The sequence below is a fragment of the Pseudomonas coronafaciens pv. oryzae str. 1_6 genome (assembly GCF_000156995.2).
Lineage (GTDB): Bacteria > Pseudomonadota > Gammaproteobacteria > Pseudomonadales > Pseudomonadaceae > Aquipseudomonas > Aquipseudomonas tremae.
Genome location: NZ_CP046035.1, coordinates 3,797,746 through 3,815,769, shown reverse-complemented (window position 1 = coordinate 3,815,769; position 18,024 = coordinate 3,797,746). Strand labels below are relative to the sequence as shown.

At 56.1% G+C, this 18,024-nt stretch carries 18 protein-coding genes and 1 tRNA gene; 11 read left to right on the top strand and 8 right to left on the bottom strand.

Annotated elements, in window-relative coordinates; all coding sequences use genetic code 11:
* Position 1: 1 nt before the first annotated feature.
* The 5 genes from POR16_RS17020 to POR16_RS17000 form a co-directional block, all read right to left on the bottom strand.
* A complete protein-coding gene (locus POR16_RS17020; protein WP_005892044.1) occupies positions 2–1,333 on the bottom strand; it encodes an ATP-grasp domain-containing protein in 1,332 nt (443 codons plus the stop codon).
* Positions 1,334–1,401: 68 nt separating this feature from the next.
* Positions 1,402–2,742, bottom strand: a complete 1,341-nt coding sequence (locus POR16_RS17015; protein ID WP_005892047.1) for an ATP-grasp domain-containing protein — start codon at positions 2,740–2,742, stop codon at positions 1,402–1,404.
* A 15-nt stretch (positions 2,743–2,757) separates the two neighbouring features.
* A complete protein-coding gene (locus POR16_RS17010) occupies positions 2,758–3,510 on the bottom strand; it encodes a hypothetical protein (RefSeq protein WP_005892051.1) in 753 nt (250 codons plus the stop codon).
* 63 nt (positions 3,511–3,573) lie between these two features.
* A complete protein-coding gene (locus POR16_RS17005) occupies positions 3,574–3,870 on the bottom strand; it encodes a 2Fe-2S iron-sulfur cluster-binding protein (protein ID WP_005892054.1) in 297 nt (98 codons plus the stop codon).
* A gap of 98 nt (positions 3,871–3,968) precedes the next feature.
* Complete coding sequence (locus POR16_RS17000; protein ID WP_005892056.1) at positions 3,969–5,225, bottom strand: MFS transporter; 1,257 nt, start codon at positions 5,223–5,225, stop codon at positions 3,969–3,971.
* Between the two features lie 149 nt (positions 5,226–5,374).
* Between POR16_RS17000 and POR16_RS16995 the strand changes: the two genes are divergently transcribed.
* Together POR16_RS16995 and nadA are read left to right on the top strand one after the other, a co-directional pair.
* Complete coding sequence (locus tag POR16_RS16995) at positions 5,375–5,830, top strand: winged helix-turn-helix transcriptional regulator (RefSeq protein WP_005892059.1); 456 nt, start codon at positions 5,375–5,377, stop codon at positions 5,828–5,830.
* A 338-nt stretch (positions 5,831–6,168) separates the two neighbouring features.
* Entirely contained in the window at positions 6,169–7,227 is a 1,059-nt protein-coding gene (gene nadA, locus POR16_RS16990) for a quinolinate synthase NadA (protein WP_005892062.1), read from the top strand.
* A gap of 80 nt (positions 7,228–7,307) precedes the next feature.
* On the opposite strand, the gene POR16_RS16985 is transcribed toward nadA, so the two are convergent.
* The gene (locus POR16_RS16985; RefSeq protein WP_024669475.1) at positions 7,308–8,741 is read right to left on the bottom strand and encodes a M48 family metalloprotease; all 1,434 of its coding nucleotides are present in this window, start codon (positions 8,739–8,741) and stop codon (positions 7,308–7,310) included.
* Between the two features lie 140 nt (positions 8,742–8,881).
* Here POR16_RS16985 and POR16_RS16980 point away from each other — a divergent pair, with 140 nt between their 5' ends.
* The gene (locus tag POR16_RS16980) at positions 8,882–9,133 is read left to right on the top strand and encodes a sulfurtransferase TusA family protein (protein ID WP_005892070.1); all 252 of its coding nucleotides are present in this window, start codon (positions 8,882–8,884) and stop codon (positions 9,131–9,133) included.
* A gap of 33 nt (positions 9,134–9,166) precedes the next feature.
* Positions 9,167–10,237: an AI-2E family transporter gene (locus POR16_RS16975; RefSeq protein WP_024669477.1), complete on the top strand. Its 1,071-nt coding sequence runs from the start codon at positions 9,167–9,169 to the stop codon at positions 10,235–10,237.
* Between the two features lie 53 nt (positions 10,238–10,290).
* Here the strand turns inward: POR16_RS16975 and POR16_RS16970 are convergent, their stop codons facing one another.
* A complete protein-coding gene (locus tag POR16_RS16970; protein WP_005892074.1) occupies positions 10,291–10,764 on the bottom strand; it encodes a peroxiredoxin in 474 nt (157 codons plus the stop codon).
* 10 nt (positions 10,765–10,774) lie between these two features.
* Positions 10,775–11,338, bottom strand: a complete 564-nt coding sequence (locus tag POR16_RS16965) for a glycine cleavage system transcriptional repressor (protein WP_005892076.1) — start codon at positions 11,336–11,338, stop codon at positions 10,775–10,777.
* Positions 11,339–11,663: 325 nt separating this feature from the next.
* Here POR16_RS16965 and dapA point away from each other — a divergent pair, with 325 nt between their 5' ends.
* The 7 genes from dapA to gvpU all read left to right on the top strand — a co-directional run bounded on the left by dapA (position 11,664) and on the right by gvpU (position 18,000).
* Positions 11,664–12,542 carry a 4-hydroxy-tetrahydrodipicolinate synthase gene (gene dapA / locus POR16_RS16960; protein ID WP_005892078.1) on the top strand — a complete coding sequence of 293 codons (879 nt, stop codon included), beginning with the start codon at positions 11,664–11,666 and terminating at the stop codon, positions 12,540–12,542.
* Positions 12,543–12,560: 18 nt separating this feature from the next.
* Complete coding sequence (gene bamC / locus POR16_RS16955) at positions 12,561–13,679, top strand: outer membrane protein assembly factor BamC (RefSeq protein WP_005892080.1); 1,119 nt, start codon at positions 12,561–12,563, stop codon at positions 13,677–13,679.
* On the top strand, positions 13,680–14,438 hold the full coding sequence (locus POR16_RS16950; protein WP_005892082.1) for an MBL fold metallo-hydrolase: 759 nt from the start codon (positions 13,680–13,682) through the stop codon (positions 14,436–14,438).
* 28 nt (positions 14,439–14,466) lie between these two features.
* Complete coding sequence (purC, locus tag POR16_RS16945; RefSeq protein ID WP_024669480.1) at positions 14,467–15,177, top strand: phosphoribosylaminoimidazolesuccinocarboxamide synthase; 711 nt, start codon at positions 14,467–14,469, stop codon at positions 15,175–15,177.
* 92 nt (positions 15,178–15,269) lie between these two features.
* Positions 15,270–15,359: transfer RNA gene (locus POR16_RS16940), tRNA-Ser, on the top strand.
* A gap of 1,069 nt (positions 15,360–16,428) precedes the next feature.
* Positions 16,429–17,229, top strand: coding sequence for an indole-3-glycerol phosphate synthase TrpC (gene trpC, locus POR16_RS16935; protein WP_005892095.1), 801 nt, complete (start codon positions 16,429–16,431; stop codon positions 17,227–17,229).
* A gap of 288 nt (positions 17,230–17,517) precedes the next feature.
* Positions 17,518–18,000, top strand: a complete 483-nt coding sequence (gene gvpU, locus POR16_RS16930) for a gas vesicle accessory protein GvpU (protein WP_024669482.1) — start codon at positions 17,518–17,520, stop codon at positions 17,998–18,000.
* Positions 18,001–18,024 lie beyond the last annotated feature (24 nt).

Sequence of the window (18,024 nt, the reverse complement as noted above, 5' to 3'; positions counted from 1 at the left end):
ATCAGGAAGCGACCTTGAACTGCTGCCCGGATGCAAGTTTGCGATTCAGAACTTCCAGCCACTGCTCCCGCATTGTCGCCACCAGATCGCGTATATCCACCCTCGCGTCATGCAGCGCTATACAGGCGTGGGCAACGAAGTCGCTGTTGTCTCTGGGGACTGCGTGAATCAGGCGTGCCTGGCCGGATATCCATGCACATTCGATCAGGGCAATATCCTTATTTTCCATGCCGAGTTTCTGCGCGGCGAGGATCAATGTGTCGTTGACCATTGTCTGGGCCTCGCCCAGCTCGGCTACCTCGAACGTCATGTCATGAGGCACGCCAAGCATCACTGTTGCGGCGCTGCAAGTGGCGGCGGGCATCGCTGTCGGAACGGGGACTGCGAACACCGAGTCGACCCAGGCTGCATACATATCAAGTCCGTGAACTGCGTGTGCAAGTGTCCAGATTTTCATGCCGCCTGGGCGGCGGTTTGGCTCGATCACCGCAGTGCTGAAGTCGTTATCGCTGAGCTTTATTTCATTGTGAAATGGGCCTGTTTGCTGGCCCACCAGACGATTGACCTGCTCGCCGGCCTGACGTATGGCCTGGCGCTCCTGCTCGCTCAGGCGAGCTGGCAGTATCTGCGCCACCTCTACGGGATATCGCCCGCTGGCGCTGATTTTTTCTGTGATAAACCACAGGTCACCCAGCCCATCGTAGGAATACTCACGGGTGAATGTGATGAAGGCTTCAGCCAGCACGCCCATGTCCAGGTAGGGCGCAACTTCCGCGAATGCCTGCTCGCAATCGCCTCCCGGCATTACTATTACCACGCCACGATTGTTACCTTCGCACGCAGGCTTGAGCACGAACCCGCTATCCTGGCGCAGGGCAAAATTGCGTACATCATTGACGCACTTAATCTGCTGAAAATCTGGCAACAGGACACCCAACTTTTTGAGCTGGAGGTGCATACGCCTCTCGGCGATGCGGTACGCCAGTTTGTCAAACGCGCCAAGTGCCAGCCCCGAGTCATCAACCTGCAGGCCGAGCTGTTCCAGCAAGACTGCGCCGCTGGCCACAGCGTTATCGGAAAAGACCAGGCCTGCGGAGATTCTTACAGCGTCGTCACCCAATATACCGAGCGCCCTATGGATGAAATCGGGGGCCAGGGGATCGGCGTCGATTACCCGGTCACTCATGTGCAAGTCATGTTCTTGCGGAGAGCCCCGTACCAGCCACGTTTCGGCATTCCATCGTTTGCGCGCGTAGTTGCGTATATGCAGGACATCACCGATTCGGCTCAGGTTGTAGTCCACTAATAGCAATACCGGCGATTGTTGAGGCATGTTAATCATCTCCAATGCTAGGGCGGATCATAGGCAGGGGTAATGTTCCAGACGCTTTCATGGTGGGCTTATAAGCTGTCGGCCTCGTAGCGGATGTCCAGTGCTGTAGCGCTCAGGGTCGCCAGGCTCGCGAGCTCCGTCGTCTGACGTGCCCGGTCGAACTTCCATAGCAATTGGCCAAGGAATACTTCGCGGGCATGCGCGGGTATAACGTCGCCAGCTTTCAACAGGATGTGTTTCACCACAGGGGCAAGAGGCAAGTCATTCAGTGTCACTGAACTAAGCCTTCCCGGTCTGGCGAAGTAGACTCGAAAAAAAGTTGCAATGGACTGTGCACTCGAACCGTCTGCATGCCAGCCGTACCTGGACAACTTCGCCACCAGTAACTCGCGTGGTAAAGCATCGTCCTGGCTGGCCAATAGCAGATCCAGCCAAAGGGACAGCATGCTGTGGCCCTCGGTGACAGCCTCGACACTGTGGGAAATCAGGCTGCCGCCAACACGCGGATTGATTTCTATCAGGTCCCAGTATTGCCCGGTAAAGCGTGCTTCAACGTGATAGCAGCCCCACTTGAGTTTCATGTGTCTCAGCACTTTTTCCAGCCAATCGATACCGGCGGCTATTTGCCCCTGATCGATACTCGCCGGCGGAGTGGTACAACTGTCTTCCAAGACCGTTTCGGCGGTTTCAGTCACTTCGTATTTTTCGTGGATGGCCACGACGTGAACCTGACCATCTACCAGCAGAGTCTCGAAACTGAATTCCTGACCGTCTATGTAATCCTCCGCCATAAACTGCAGCCCGTCGTTGAACGCTGACGCATACACCGTGTCGTCTGCCGAGGCCAGGCGCAGCGCGTCGAGCTCGTTCCATGTGGTGCATTTGCGCATGGGAAATGTTGCATATGACGCAATCCCGTAAACGGGTTTGATGAAATAGCGCTGGTCATGCGCCTGCAATGATTCCAATACCGGCCCACTCAGTGCGTGGGCTCTTGCTTGCGACAAGCCCGCCTCTAAAAGTTGATTGCGCACCTCAAGCTTGTTGCGCAGTGCAAGCGCCTGTTCGGCGTCAATGTCATAAGTGCCGAGCGACGCGTTGGCCGCGGCCATCAGGTGCCGATAACCTTCCCACACGCTGATGCAGCAGGTGACCTGCTCTCCCGATGCGCGCAGGGTCTGGAGTGCGTTGTTCACATCTTCTGTTTTTAACTGATGCGAATCGGAAACATGAAGCTGATCCGCCCAAGCCTGAATCTGGTCCAGACGAGCTGGCAAATGCTCAGGAAGCGGCAATGAAGACAATACGAAACACTGAAGCCGACGTCGATGCAGCTCCTCTTTCAAGTCCTCAAGGAATGAAAAGCCACAATGGCTCAGGATCAGAACACCGGGACGATTTGCCTTCATTGCCCGTTCCATGGTCTAAGCTGCCTTGTCTTGCGGCGTGGCCAATGTGTCGATGTACAGCTCACTGAAGTACATGGCGAGAATCTTTTGATGCTCTGCCAGATAGCGCTTCAACGCAGCGATGTCTTGCTCGCTTTTAAGCAAAAAGCGCAGTGCCGCCCACACTTCGCCGGGGTGGTCATCATTGATGTCTGTGTGAGAGTGGGAGACCTGACCGATGATCTTGGTCTCGCCAATCGATGCCTTGAGTGCTTCAAGCTTGCGGGGTTCGAGCTTAACGTTCACATACTCGACCAGGTAGGAATAGGCGACTACGCCAAGTGGCCCCTCATGGTCGAGCAGGTAGGAGAAGAAACCGGTCAATAGTTTCGTGGACAGGTAGGGTTCGGTTTCAAGAAATTCCTCGCGGCTGACGCCTACACGCTCAAGGTCCTGAATGAACAGGTCGTCGTGAAGCATCTCTTCCTGTTCATAGTGGGCCCATATTTGGGCCGCCTCCGGGCTGATCTTGGCGATATCCACCAGTGCTTTTGCTTCGGCCACACGCAGCAGACGGATGCGCCATGCCGTTTCGATCAGGTGACGCTTGTAATACGCGCTGTTGACATCTTTTCCTTCCAGGTGGGCAGCCTGAGGGACAGTTTGATACCACTGCTCAACCTGGACGTCGATGATCCGGTCAATCTCACCCCTCAGGTTTAGCGAAGCGGCGGCGTTGAGAAATGGAGTGCGATTACCATAGCCAGCATTCTTTACACGGTTAAGCATAATCAAGCCTCTTTTGGGTTTGTGTATAACGCTTTAAATAACGGGCAAACTTAAACAGCAGGGTCAGCCAATAATTTCAATGGCGACGTTTCCTCTTATCTGGCACTGACACGCCAAGCGGTACTCTGCTCCGCTATAACCCAGTACTTCGATAAAAGCCTCTTCATCATCGTCCCGAGGATTCAATGCATCGAGACCTGATTTAACCTTTATCAAGCAGGCCCCGCAGGCTCCTACACGGCAGCCCAGCGGGATTACATTCTTTCCCCCGACTTCCCATTCGATATCGGTAATAGGGGTATTGACCGGCAGGAGAAATTCGAGCTGATGCGAAGTGATGGTGAGGGTGTGCAATGCCATACTTGCCTCGGGCTTACATTAAAAATAGTGTGAGCTGGACACACAGTTTGACGCCCCGCCTACAATAATCACGAGCGCAGGGTTAACGTGTCAGTCGTTTAGGGGGGTGTGAGTTCCAGGAAGATCCAGTACACCATGGCAATTGCACTGATGGCGGCCCCCAATGCACACACCGCTCCCCAGCCAAAGTGCGCGTAGGTATAAGTAGCCGCCACCGCGCCCAGACCGCTGCCTATCGAGTAGAAGCACATATATGCGCCAACGAGACGGCTCTGCGCGTCGGGTCGCGAGGCAAAAATCAGGCTTTGATTGGTGACATGGACCGCCTGCACGGCAAAGTCCAGCAAAACCACGCCAACTACCATTGCCAGCAACGAGCTTTCGACAAACGCGATGGGCAGCCAGGATAAAGTCAGTAGTGCCAGCGCCACGCCGGTGGTGCGATTGCCAAACCCTTTGTCGGCAAGTCGCCCGGCTCTTGCTGCTGCAAGTACACCAGCCACACCGGCCAGCCCGAAAAGCCCGATCTGGGTATGTGACAATGACAGTGGAGGCGCGCTGAGCGGCAGTACCATTGATGTCCACAACACACTGAAGGCAGCAAAGATAAGCAGGGCAAAAGTGCCCCTGACACGCAGACTGCGCTCAGTCAGGTACAGCTGGAACATTGATCGCAATAACTTCCAGTAACCATCTTTCGCTGGCGGGGGCGTTGAGGCAGGCATTGTCCGGAATAACACCAGCGCCATGCAGACCATCAGTGCGGCCGACACGAAATAAACACCGCGCCAGCCTGCAAGGTCCGCTACCGCTCCTGATACGAAACGCGCGAGGAGAAGTCCCAGCACGATCCCGCTGGTTACAGTGCCAACTGCTTCACCGCGCTGTTCGGGGCTCGCCAGGGTGGCGGCATAGGCGACCACCACCTGGACCACGACTGCCATCAGGCCCACTAGCACCATCGCACCTAGCAGCATGATCCAGTTCTGAGCCATTCCTACAGCGCATAAGGCCAAAGCCGAAAGAAGCATTTGTGTGAGGATGATCTTTTTGCGATTTAGAAGGTCGCCCAGCGGGACAATGAACAGCAACCCAACGGCATAACCTGCCTGTGTGGCCGTGACGACGATACCTATTATTCCAGAGGAAACAGCCAAACTGGCAGCCATCGATTCTAGTAGAGGCTGTGCGAAATAGATGTTCGCCACGGCAATTGCGCAGGTAATCGAGAAGAGAAATGTCTGGTAACGGTTCAGTCTGGGGAGCGTAGCTTTCTGAGATGAGTTGGCATATCCGCCAGCAGCCTTCTCGGTTTCAACATCCATTTTGACCGGTGCAAGGGATTTGTAAGGCATCACTTCATCCTTGAAATTGGTTTCGAAAGAAAACCGGCGTGTTGATTTTTACCAAGTCAGGTTTTAAAATGCAACCACTTATGCAAAAGCATTTTTGTATTACCTTGGATTTCGAGATCAATTGATTTTTTCGCACCCCTTGGAGAACTATGGCCAGACAGCAAATATTGGCTCAAAGCGAATGTCCGGTGGCTCGTACGCTTGAGGCGATCGGTGACCGATGGGTTTTGATGATCCTTCGTGATGCTTTCGACGACGTTCGTCGATTTAGTGAGTTCCAGAAACGTCTTGGCCTTGCTAAAAACATTCTTGCGGTGAAGCTTAAAATGTTGGTTGAGCTGGGCGTGTTCCATATTCAGCCCGCCTCAGATGGCAGTGCCTATAAGGAATATGTGTTAAGCGAAATGGGCCGCGCAGTGTTTCCTATCCTTATCAGCATGCGGCAGTGGGGAGGGCAGTTTCTGTTCAGCGAAGGTGAGCATTACTCCATTTTGCTCGACAATGAATTATCGGAGCCGGTCGAAACCATCGCCGTGCGTTCCAGATCGGGCAGGGTGCTTGCCCCGGAAGACTGCCACCGGCAGGTAATCACTAAAGACTCCTGAGCGTGTAATGCATTGGCGTTGGGCCTGGTAAACCAGTAGGCGCTGGTTGAATTTCTTCACGCCATCCACGATGTGCAGTTGATGTTCGGAGTCGCTTATCGAGCCAGAAACTTCTGCCAGATCAGGTTTTTGGCGTTAGAATCGCCGCGCCTTCAGAGGTCGGGCCGATATTTTTCGGGCATCAGCCATCGGCGATTGCACATGGCGCGGCCTCTTTCAGGCGATGTATGCGTAAGGCCGGACGACCCGTTGCGGATGAGGTTTCCGGCTTTTTTATTGCCTGTTTTTTCAGGTGTAGACTTGCCTTTCGCGCTCAAGCGCCATCAGGTATCGCGAACATGACACAGATTTCCGAACGCTTTCTGGTGCAGGCGCACCTTGATGCCAAGCAGCCCAAAGCGTTGAGCTTTGATGAGCAGGCGCATTACCGTGCCGAGATCGCAGCCGAGCTGAAGAAGCAGGACGCGGTCATGGTCGCTCACTATTATTGCGACCCTGAAATTCAGGCGCTGGCCGAAGAAACCGGTGGCTGCGTGGCGGACTCTCTGGAGATGGCGCGTTTCAGCAACAGCCACTCAGCCAGCACCGTGTTGGTGGCCGGTGTGCGGTTCATGGGTGAAACCGCGAAGATTCTCAACCCCGAAAAACGCGTGTTTATGCCGACGCTCGAAGCTACTTGCTCGCTTGACGTCGGCTGCCCGGTCGACGAATTTTCCGCATTTTGCGATCAGCATCCCGAACGCACTGTGGTGGTGTATGCCAACACCTCTGCCGCAGTCAAAGCCCGTGCAGACTGGGTAGTGACCTCTGGTTGCGCGCTGGAGATCGTTGAAAGCCTGATGGACAACGGCGAGAAGATCATCTGGGCGCCGGACAAGCATCTCGGGCGTTATATCCAGCGCGAAACCGGTGCCGACATGCTGCTGTGGGACGGTGCCTGCATTGTTCACGAGGAGTTCAAGTCCAAGCAGCTCGAAGACATGAAAGCCTTGTATCCCGATGCCGCTATTCTGGTTCACCCGGAGTCGCCGGAGTCAGTGATCGAGCTGGCTGATGTAGTTGGCTCCACCAGCCAGATGATTGCCGCCGCACAGCGCTTGCCCAACACGATGTTCATCGTTGCGACCGATCGGGGCATCTTCTACAAAATGCAGCAATTGTGTCCCGACAAGATCTTCATTGAGGCACCTACAGCCGGTAATGGTGCTGCATGCCGCAGCTGCGCACACTGCCCGTGGATGGCGATGAACACGCTTGAGCGCACCTTGCAGTGCCTGCGTGAAGGCACCAATGAGATAGTCGTTGATCCTGCACTGATCCCTGGCGCAGTTCGCCCATTGCAACGCATGCTGGATTTCACCCATGCGGCTCGTATAAGGCAGGCGGGTAACGCTTGACAGTAAAAAGCCCGACTGCAAAGTCGGGCTTTTGATTTCGTGAAGGCTTGCCGCAGCGCGCGTCGGGCGGCTTGTCGCGATCAGTTCATCATGTCCTTGACCATTCTTTCCTGTTCGACCAGATCCTTCTGGCGTGCGTCGATGCGCGAGGCCAGCTGGAAGTTGTTGGCGGCTCGGCGTTTGGCAAAATCGAGTTGCTGAATAGCCTGAGGGAAGTCACCGACCAGGGCAAAATATTCAGCACGCGCCTGGTGCAGGCCGATCGTATTGCCGTTCAGGCCGCGGGTTTCTGCTACGACATACCAGATGTCCGGGTCGTCCGGACGTGTCTTGAGCAGCGCTTCCAGGGCCTTTTCGGCTTCTGCGGTGCGATTCTGCTTGAGCAACACATCAATGCGCACATCATTGAGCGGGTAGCTGCCAGGGTACAGCGTCAGCATGCGATCGACGCGCTTCTGTGCATCGGCCAGACGGTTGTTGGTGATGTCCAGATCAATCTGCGTCAGGTTGTACGTAATGTCGTTCGGCGCCTTCTCCAGCAGTGGCTTGAGGCTTTCGCGAGCTTCGTTGAGCTGTCCACCCTTGATCTGGGCGATGGCCAGGCCATAGCGAGCGGCATCCGAGTCGGGGTTTTCAACCAGTTGGGCGCGGAAACGCTTGGCGGCTATCCCCGGTGTTTCCTCGTAGATAAGTGCAACGCGTGCGCGCATCAGCTGATACAGCGTGCTGTCTTCCTTGCCGCCAGGCTTGGCCTGTTCGGCGCGGTTGCGTGTGTCGGCGATCCGCGACTCGCTGACCGGGTGAGTCAGCAGGAACTCTGGAGGCTTGGCGTCGAATCGATACTGGCGCATGAGCCGCTCGAACATGGTCGGCATGTTCCGTGGGTCGTAACCTGCCTTTTCCAGATTGAGGATGCCGATACGATCGGCTTCCTGTTCGTTCTGGCGCGAAAACCGACGCTGCTCCTGAATGGCTGCCGCCTGCGAGCCGGCGATGGTTGCGATACCGGCATCACCGGCACCGGCTGCCGCCATCACAATACCCGCCAGCATCGCGGCCATCACCGGCACTTGCATGCGTTGCTGTGCTTCGATGCCTCTCGCGAAGTGGCGCTGAGACAAGTGGGCCAGCTCGTGGGCCAGCACCGAGGCGTATTCGCCTTCGGTCTTGGCATTCAGAAACAGGCCGCCGTTGACGCCGATGATCCCGCCAGGTGCGGCAAAGGCATTGAGCTGCGGGCTGTTGATCAGGATAAATTCCAGGCGTCGGTCCTGAACCTGACTGGTCTCGGCCAAGCGATAGACTGTGGTCTCGACGTAATCCTTGAGCTGCGGGTCCGACAACTGACCCACCTGGCCGCGCAGAAGGCCTAGCCAGGCGCGGCCAAGGCGATGTTCCTGCTCGGGAGACACAATCGAAGAGCTGGCATCGCCCAGAGAAGGCAGATCATCAGCCATGCCGTGGGTCGAAAACAGGCAGGCGAGGGTGAGCAGTGTAGGACGCAAAAAATTCATGCACGAAGCTCTGGTCAGAAGAACCTGTACTGTAGCTGGCCGAATGGCGTGCTGACCAGAGTGAGGTATTCTTGACGCCTTGTCCGCCGTGCCTTTTCGGACCTGCTTTGTAATTCGATGTGTCCGCCTGGAGATAAAAGATGTCTGACGCTGTAGCGCCCCCTGGCGCCTGTGACGCTGAACTGGATGCCAGCGGGCTCAATTGCCCGCTCCCCCTGTTGAAAGCCAAGATGGAGCTCAATCGGCTGGCCAGCGGGGCGGTGCTGAAAGTGATCGCCACCGATGCTGGATCACAGCGTGATTTCCGAACCTTTGCCAGACTTGCCGGGCACGCGCTTTTGCACGAAGAAGCCGACGCAGGCGTTTATCGTTATTGGCTTCGCAAAGCCTGATCCGTCGCCGTTTTTTTCCGAAAAGGATGTTTGATGTTCAATGTGATTCGCAACTGGGTACAACGCTACTTCTCTGACGAGGAAGCGGTGGTGCTGGCGGTCTTGCTGTTTCTGGCGTTCACGCTTGTCCTGACACTGGGCGGGATGCTGGCCCCGGTACTGGCCGGGTTGGTGCTCGCGTTTCTGATGCATGGCCTGGTCAGCGCGCTTGAGCGCTTGCGCATGCCGGAGATGGCTGCGGTCGGTCTGGTGTTCACATTGTTCATCGGCGTGTTGCTGGTGTTCCTGCTGGTGCTGGTGCCGTTGCTCTGGCACCAGATGATCACGCTGTTCAACGAGGCGCCGGGGATGCTTGCCAAATGGCAGTCGGTGCTGCTGTTGTTGCCTGAGCGCTATCCGCATCTGGTTTCTGACGAGCAGGTGCTGCTGGCGATCGAAGTCGCTCGTGGGGAAGTGGGCAAGATCGGCCAACTGGCGCTGACGTTCTCGATTTCCAGTCTGCCGCTGCTGGTCAATCTGATGATCTACCTGGTGCTGGTGCCGATTCTGGTGTTCTTCTTCCTCAAGGACCGGCACATGATCGGCCGCTGGGCGCGGGGCTACCTGCCGCGTGAGCGGGCATTGCTCAACCGTGTCGCCGATGAAATGAAGCGTCAGATCGCCAACTACATTCGTGGCAAGGTCATCGAAATCTTCATCTGTGGCGGCGTGACTTATATCGCTTTCGTCGCGCTGGGGCTCAATTACGCCGCTCTTCTGGCCATGCTGGTCGGGATATCGGTCGTTGTGCCTTACGTCGGCGCAGTGGTGGTAACGGTGCCTGTAGCGCTGATCGGCCTGTTTCAATGGGGTTGGGGCGACCAGTTCATCTACCTGATGATCGCGCACGGCATCATTCAGGCGCTGGACGGCAACGTGCTGGTCCCATTGCTGTTTTCAGAAGCCGTCAACCTGCACCCGGTCGCGATCATCTGCGCGGTGCTGCTGTTCGGCGGCCTGTGGGGATTTTGGGGGATCTTCTTCGCTATTCCGCTGGCGACCCTGTTCAAGGCCGTACTCGACGCCTGGCCGCGCAACGAGCCAACGGTAGCGCCTCTGCTTTAGCGGGCGAGAGTTAATTGCTGCGGCACGTCGAGTGCCGCAGCCGATACCGCTAATCAGGCTTTGTTCAGGGCTTCAGCGGTGGCCAGCACCTCGGCCACATGGCCTGGCACCTTCACGCCGCGCCACTCGTTGCGCAGGACGCCATCCTTGTCGATCAGGAATGTGCTGCGATCAACGCCCAGGTATTCCTTGCCATACAGCTTTTTCAGCTTGATGACGTCAAACAGCTGGCATAGCGCTTCTTCCTTGTCCGAAATCAGCTCGAACGGGAAGGACTGCTTGGCCTTGAAGTTTTCGTGGGTCTTCAGGCTGTCCCGAGACACGCCCAGGACGACGGTATTGGCGGCCTGAAAACTGGCGATGTGATCACGGAAGTCCTGGCCCTGGGTCGTGCAGCCGGGCGTGTTGTCTTTCGGGTAGAAATAAATCACGACCTGCTGACCCTTGAGTGCAGACAGCTCTATGGTCTGCCCGCTGGTCGCAGGTGCCTGAAAATCGGGAACCGGTTGATCTACTGTAACGGCCATGGATGACTCCTTACATGGGGGCTTGTGGGCGCCAGGGTTCGATCAGCGCATCAAGGTTCAGTGCGTCGGCAAAGTCAAGGAACTGATCACGCAACCAGCTTATTTGCGTGCCGGCAGGCAGCGTCACCGTGAAGGTGGCATTGAGCATGGTGCCGCCGGTCTGCGGTGCCTGATAGGTATCGCAGATCAGGTTTTCCAGCTCGACGTTGTGATCGATGAAGAACTGGCACAACTCGTTGATGATGTCCGGACGATAGGCTGAACTGACGTAAGCCACGTAGGGCAGGGCTTCTGGACGGTTTTCAAGCGTTGCGCTGCGCACGACACTGGTCGTGAATGCATGCTTCTTGGAGAGCCCAGGAAGACCTGTCTCAAGACGCGCCAGAGCGTCCCATGTGCCGGATATCTGCAGAATCAGCGCGCTGCACTCACCGTGGCGAGTGAGGCGAGAGGTGACGACCGAGCAACGGTTTTCATGGCTGGCGCGGCACAGGACGTTGGTCAGCTCCATTGGGTTGGCGCCAAGGGCACTGATGACAAGGAATTGTTCGCGAACTGTGGGGGTGGACGACATGCAGCATTCCTAGACGATGAGCGGTCGGTACTTTTTCGGACTTGCGGGGCTGTTTCGACAATCGATGGCGCGAGAGACCTTCCCGGTCCCCGGAGCGCCTGGCTTGCATGAACGAGCCATGACTGGGCTGGAGGGCGCTGGGGCAGGGCTTCTGGCGAAAAATTCGACCGATTGAGCGAGGTACGCAGGTGACCAGTACCGATCAAAGGACAAAGGGTAGCGAAAACCAACGCTCAGGGGAATGCTCAGAGCGCGGTACTTCGCTTGTACAAGGCTGATAGCGCCAGTACCATTACGGCTCTCTTTTTCCGGCAGGAGCGGTTGCATGATTGCGGGCAGTATGGTGGCACTGGTCACACCAATGGATGCACAAGGTCGTCTGGACTGGGACAGCCTGAGCAAACTGGTTGACTTCCACTTGCAAGAGGGCACCCACGCCATTGTTGCCGTCGGCACCACCGGTGAGTCGGCGACGCTGGATGTGAACGAACACATCGAAGTCATCCGTCGAGTGGTCGCTCAGGTTGCAGGTCGTATTCCGGTCATCGCCGGCACAGGTGCCAATTCGACGCGCGAAGCCGTCGAACTGACCACCAACGCCAAGACTGCTGGCGCCGATGCGTGCCTGCTGGTGACCCCTTATTACAACAAGCCGACGCAAGAAGGCCTGTTCCAGCATTTCAGCCACATCGCCAATGCTGTCGACATTCCGCAGATTCTCTACAACGTGCCGGGCCGTACGGCCTGCGATATGCTGCCAGAAACCGTTGCGCGTCTGTCGAAAGTGAAAAACATCATCGGCATCAAGGAAGCCACCGGCAACCTGCAGCGCGCCAAGGACATTCTGGCCAGCGTCGGCAGCGATTTTCTGTTGTACTCCGGTGATGACGCAACGGCTGTCGAATTGATGCTGCTGGGCGGCAAGGGCAATATTTCTGTCACTGCCAACGTGGCGCCGCGCGCCATGAGTGACCTGTGCGTAGCCGCCATGCGTGGTGATGCCGAGACGGCACGAGCGATCCATGAAAAACTCATGCCGCTCAATAACACCCTGTTCATAGAATCCAACCCTATCCCTGTGAAGTGGGCCTTGCATGAAATGGGTTTGATGCCAGACGGTATCCGTCTGCCGCTTACCTGGCTCAGCGAAGCCTGTCACGAACCGCTGCGTCAGGCCCTGCGCCAGTCCGGCGTCCTGGTTTAATTGAGGAAGTATCACGCAATGAAGCGATTGGCCGGACTTTCCGCACTTGCTCTTATCATCTCCAGCACCAGCGGTTGCGGTTGGCTCTGGGGCGAAGATGGTTACTTCCGTGATCGCGGTAGCGATTACCTCCAGGCGACCCAGACTGCCCCCATGCAGTTGCCAGCCGATGTGTCGGGCGTCAAACGCCTGGACCCATTGTTGCCGATCCCGCGCAACGTGGCTGACAGCACTCAGAAGGAGGGCGAATACACGGTCCCTCGTCCTCAGCCATTGGCCACGACTTCCGAGTCGAGCGACTTCAGCTTGCAGAAGAGCGGCGATGCGCACTGGATTCTGGCTCAGCGCCAGCCTGCCGAAGTCTGGCCGGTGGCTCATCAGTATTTTGAAGACAACGGTTTCCGCATCGCTGAAGAGCGCCCGCAGACCGGCGAATTCAGCTCCTCGTGGCAGCGTCTTGATGAACTTTCCGCCTCGGTCGCCAAGCGCCTGAGTGCCGCTGGCGTCGCCGCCGATGCAGAGACCCGCGTGCGGGTTCGTATCGAGCCGGGCGTGCAGCGCAATACCAGTGAAGTCTATGTAGTCAGCGTCGAACGTCCGGCCGGCAGCGCCGCCGACGTGGCGTTCCCGAACCGCACCACCAACCTCGGTCTGGATGCAGCCCTGACCGATGACCTGCTTGCCAGCATGGGTCGCAATGCTGAAAAGGGCGGTTCGATCTCCCTGTTGGCTGCGCGTGATTACGATACCCCGAGCCGCGTTGCGCTCAGCGAAGACGGCAGCGGCAACCCGGTGTTGAACCTCGGTGCCGATCTGGATCGTGCATGGTCGAGCGTTGGCCGTGCCCTGGACCAGGGCGACTGGCGCGTCGAGGACGTCAACCGCAGCCTGGGTCTGTATTACATCAACCTGGCCGAGAAGGCGAAAACGCCTGAAAACGAGCCTGGCTTCTTTGGGCGGATGTTCGGCAGCAAGTCCACCAAAGAAGAAATCGATGCCCGCGCCGAGCGCTATCAGGTTCGCCTGAGCAAGGTGGGTGACAACGTCCAAGTGACTGTCGAGAAAAACATCAACACCGTTGCGCCTGCGGATGTCGCTCGCCGGGTGTTGAGCGTTGTTCAAGACAACCTGGGTTAAGTGCGTTTCGCGGTTCTCGGCAGCGGCAGTCGTGGCAACGGCACGCTGGTCGCAAGCAACGATACGTACATCCTGGTCGATTGCGGTTTTTCGCTGAAAGAAACCGAGCGACGCTTGGCTCGCCTGGGTGTCGCAGCCAGTCAGCTGAGTGCAATTCTGGTGACCCACGAACATGCCGATCATGTGCATGGCGTGGGTTTGCTTTCCCGTCGCCATAACGTGCCGGTCTACCTCAGCGGCGGTACCTTGCGCGGGATGCGCAAGCCGGTGGAAGTGGCGGGGTTGCTGGCAGGCGGGGAGAGCTTGCGGATCGGCGCGCTGGATATCGATGTGGTGTCTGTTGCCCATGATGCGCTCGAACCGACTCAGTTTGTCTTCAGTGACGGCGAACGTCGTTTTGGCCTGCTGACTGATCTGGGGTCTTACTGCTCCAATGTATTGCAGCGTTATCAGGGCCTGGATGCCCTGATGATCGAAGCCAATCACTGCCGCGACATGCTTGCCCGAGGCCAGTACCCGGTCTTTCTCAAGCAGCGCGTCGGTTGTGAAACAGGGCATTTGAATAATCATCAGGCCGCCAGCCTGGTGAGCGAACTGGGATGGCAGGACCTTCAGCACCTGGTGCTGGCGCATCTCAGCAGCAAGAACAACCTGCCGCACCTGGCCCGGCAATGTTTTGTCGACACCCTCGGGTGCGACCCGGACTGGCTGCAACTGGCCGATCAAGATTCAGGGCTCGACTGGCGACATATCGCCTAGCCCAACTACTTAGCAAGCGGAGCCCATCATGGAAAAACGTGAAGAACTCTACCGCGGCAAAGCCAAATCGGTTTACAAGACCGACGACGCCGACCGCTTGATCCTGCAGTTCCGCAACGACACTTCGGCGTTCGACGGCAAGCGCATCGAACAGCTGGACCGCAAAGGCATGGTGAACAACAAGTTCAACGCCTTCATCATGCAGAAGCTTGAACAAGCTGGCGTCCCGACGCAGCTCGACAGGCTGCTGGGCGACAACGAGTGCCTGGTCAAGAAGCTGGAAATGATCCCTGTCGAATGCGTAGTGCGTAACTACGCAGCTGGCAGCCTGGTGAAGCGTCTGGGCATCGAAGAGGGTACGAAGCTTAATCCGTACACCTTCGAACTGTTCCTCAAGGACGACGCCAAAGGCGACCCGTTCATCAACGAATCCCATGTTGTGGCATTCGGCTGGGGCACTGCAGAGCAACTGGTGCGCATGAAAGAACTGTCGATCAAGGTCAATGAAGTCCTGACCAGGCTGTTCGACGACGCTGGCCTGCTGCTGGTCGACTTCAAGCTTGAGTTCGGCGTGTTCCATGGCGAAATCGTCCTGGGCGACGAATTCAGCCCGGATGGCTGCCGCCTCTGGGACAAGGACACCGGCAAGAAAATGGACAAGGACCGCTTCCGCCAGGGTCTGGGCGACGTGATCGAAGCGTACGAAGAAGTCGCAAACCGCCTGGGCGTGCCGCTGTAACCCTAAAAAAGCACGCAAGCGCTTGATAGCACGAAAAAAATCAGCGGAAGGGCTTCGCCTTCCGCGCCGATGCTGTTATTATTCGCGCCGTTGGAGAGATGCCAGAGTGGCCGAATGGGACGGATTCGAAATCCGTTGTACCTTCACCGGTACCTAGGGTTCGAATCCCTATCTCTCCGCCATTATTTGAAAACCCCGTAACTCGGCGAGTTACGGGGTTTTTTGTTTCCGGTCTTACTGTTTTTCTCATGCTGGCAAGCCCTCTTCGTAGGCATTGCTGGCATCAGTCTCTTTGAAGGTCGACCTGTGTGAATGCCGGTTCCTATGAGTCCGAGGGCTGTCATTGATAACTTTTATTTACACAGTGCTCGTGCGAACCGGTAAAGCCGTTGTGGCACGTTTGCCATCCAGCTATTTAGAGTCAGTTTAGTCTGACCTGTTTTTTAAGATTTCCTTGATGTGATTTTTTAAAAGATCATTGATGTCAGCCAGCCGGGTACAGTGGTCAATATCAAAGAGGCGAGCGATGCTATTGATAACGCAGCAACAGATTTTATGATTTTTAATGATGCGTATCATTTGATTTATCTCGGGTCTGTCGCATCTAAACTGCCAGCGTATTTCAGCTCTGATTCGTAGAGTCTGTCCCCTCCAGATTTTTGCAGTCAGCCGCTTGGCTAACCGAATACTCTTTAGATGTCATGGTGACTTGTCGACTGAAAGCTGTGGCAAATACCTGATTATATTCAGCCCGTTTTATGTAAGACCAATCTGCCAGCCGTGCAGGTACTTTCCTGTTGTGACGCCTTGCACATTGCCGCACGACGATCTGCATCTTACGTACCCCGAATCCGGGGACGACTTCAGCAGTGCCTGGCGTGATCTATCGGTAGCCCTGCTCACGGGGATGTTGATTTCCGCAGGCTCTCCCTATGGAACCGATCTGCTCATGCTGACCACTCAGGACGTTAAATTTTCGCTTGCAGACTGAAAAAAAACATGAAAAAACAGACTTTTTCTATGGGTAGCGATGATGGCACTTTATAAGCTACCTATCGACCATGCCCGACGCACATAACATAATCAATAGCGTTGACAGGTGGAGTTTAATTAATTAATTTTAATTTTTTCCTGTCAGTCGGTGATTACACTCGTGCTCTAACGGCTGAAGCGCCAAACGTGAAAGCGATGGCCCAGTGGCACTACAGGGCTTGATCTGATAGATACCCCGCTAAAATATGAGGAGCTGCAATGAGTGATATTCTGAACAAGATAAAACATTATAAACTTCAAGAGATTGAGGCGGCAAAAGCCAAGTTGCCGTTGAACGTCATCAAGCAACATGCCGCCGACCAGCCAGGTCCTCGGGGCTTTTATAATGCACTGAAAGCGAAAGAGCAGCAGGGCTTGTTGGGGTTAATCGCAGAAATTAAAAAAGCCAGCCCGTCAAAAGGTCTGATCCGTGAAGACTTCAATCCCCCTGCGCTGGCTCAGGCCTATGAAACGGGTGGGGCCGCCTGTCTATCCGTTCTGACAGACACCCCAAGCTTTCAGGGGTCCCCACAGTTTCTCATTGATGCGCGAAACGCCTGCAGCCTCCCTGTGTTGCGCAAAGACTTCATGTTCGACACTTACCAGGTCTATGAAGCGCGTGCGTGGGGCGCGGATTGCATATTGCTGATCATGGCTTCATTGACTGACGACATGGCTGCTGAACTTGAAGCCGTGGCCATGACGCTCGGGATGGACGTGCTGGTGGAAGTGCATGATGAAAGTGAAATGGAGCGTGCGCTCAAGTTGTCTTCGCCACTGGTGGGCGTCAATAATCGCAACCTGCATACCTTCGAAGTAGACCTTGGCGTGAGCGAGCGCCTGGCATCGATGGTTCCCGCAGGCAAGCTTCTGGTCGGTGAAAGCGGGATTGCCAACCATAACGACTGCCTTCGCCTTAAAAAGGCCGGCATCACTACCTATCTGGTTGGTGAAAGCCTGATGCGCAAAGAAGATGTTGTGGCGGCGACAAAAACATTGCTTACAGGCAGTGCCGACTGAGCATTTAGTCAGTTTTTACTCAGAGGAGCGACCATGCTCCTCTGACGGTTCATGAAGCACGCCTTTCTGTCTGATCAGGTCACGCACCAGGACGATGCTGTTCGTACTTGCCCTGTCCTTGCCTGTCCGCTTGGGCGCGTTACATTCGGTAGTGAGCCGAAGTCAGTGGTTACCCGGATCGAACCTTTCAAGCTGCCAATATCCACTAATCACCTGTCCCCGGTTTCCCTTTCGCCCGATCTGATCTATACCTTGGGTTCAACGTTTTGTGAGGCGAGGAGCTATCAGATGTCGGACGCAGATCAGGTACAAAGGGCGCAGCCTTCCCCCGGCCAGAGTCACGATGACGTGATCGCCCAGTTCAAGTGGCAGGGCAAACAGATTGACTGGTTGTTGCAGTGGCTGGTCAAGTTCGTGGCGAACACCAAGGTGGAGATGGGCGTGACGCTATCGGTAGGCGGAAATCTGGTTTCCGGGCATCTGATTTCTCACGACACCTATTTTGAGCAGCTGGCTGAGGATATTTCGGCGCCGTTCTCTCAGTTTGCCAATGGCACTGATGCGTCGATGAAAGAAATGATCCTGTCTTTCAAGCCGGGCGAATCGTCGGAAGACACGCCGGCTTTCCATTTCATCCACCTGAAGGATTGCCAGACTTTTTCCACTGACGGTAACCCGATCTGTGAGGCTGGTGTTCTGTGGCGTGGCCGGATTTCAGCGGTCGACGGGTTTACCATCGGGCTGATTGCCGAGAAAACTGAAGTGTCCTGACGTCTACAGGCCCCGACAATCGTC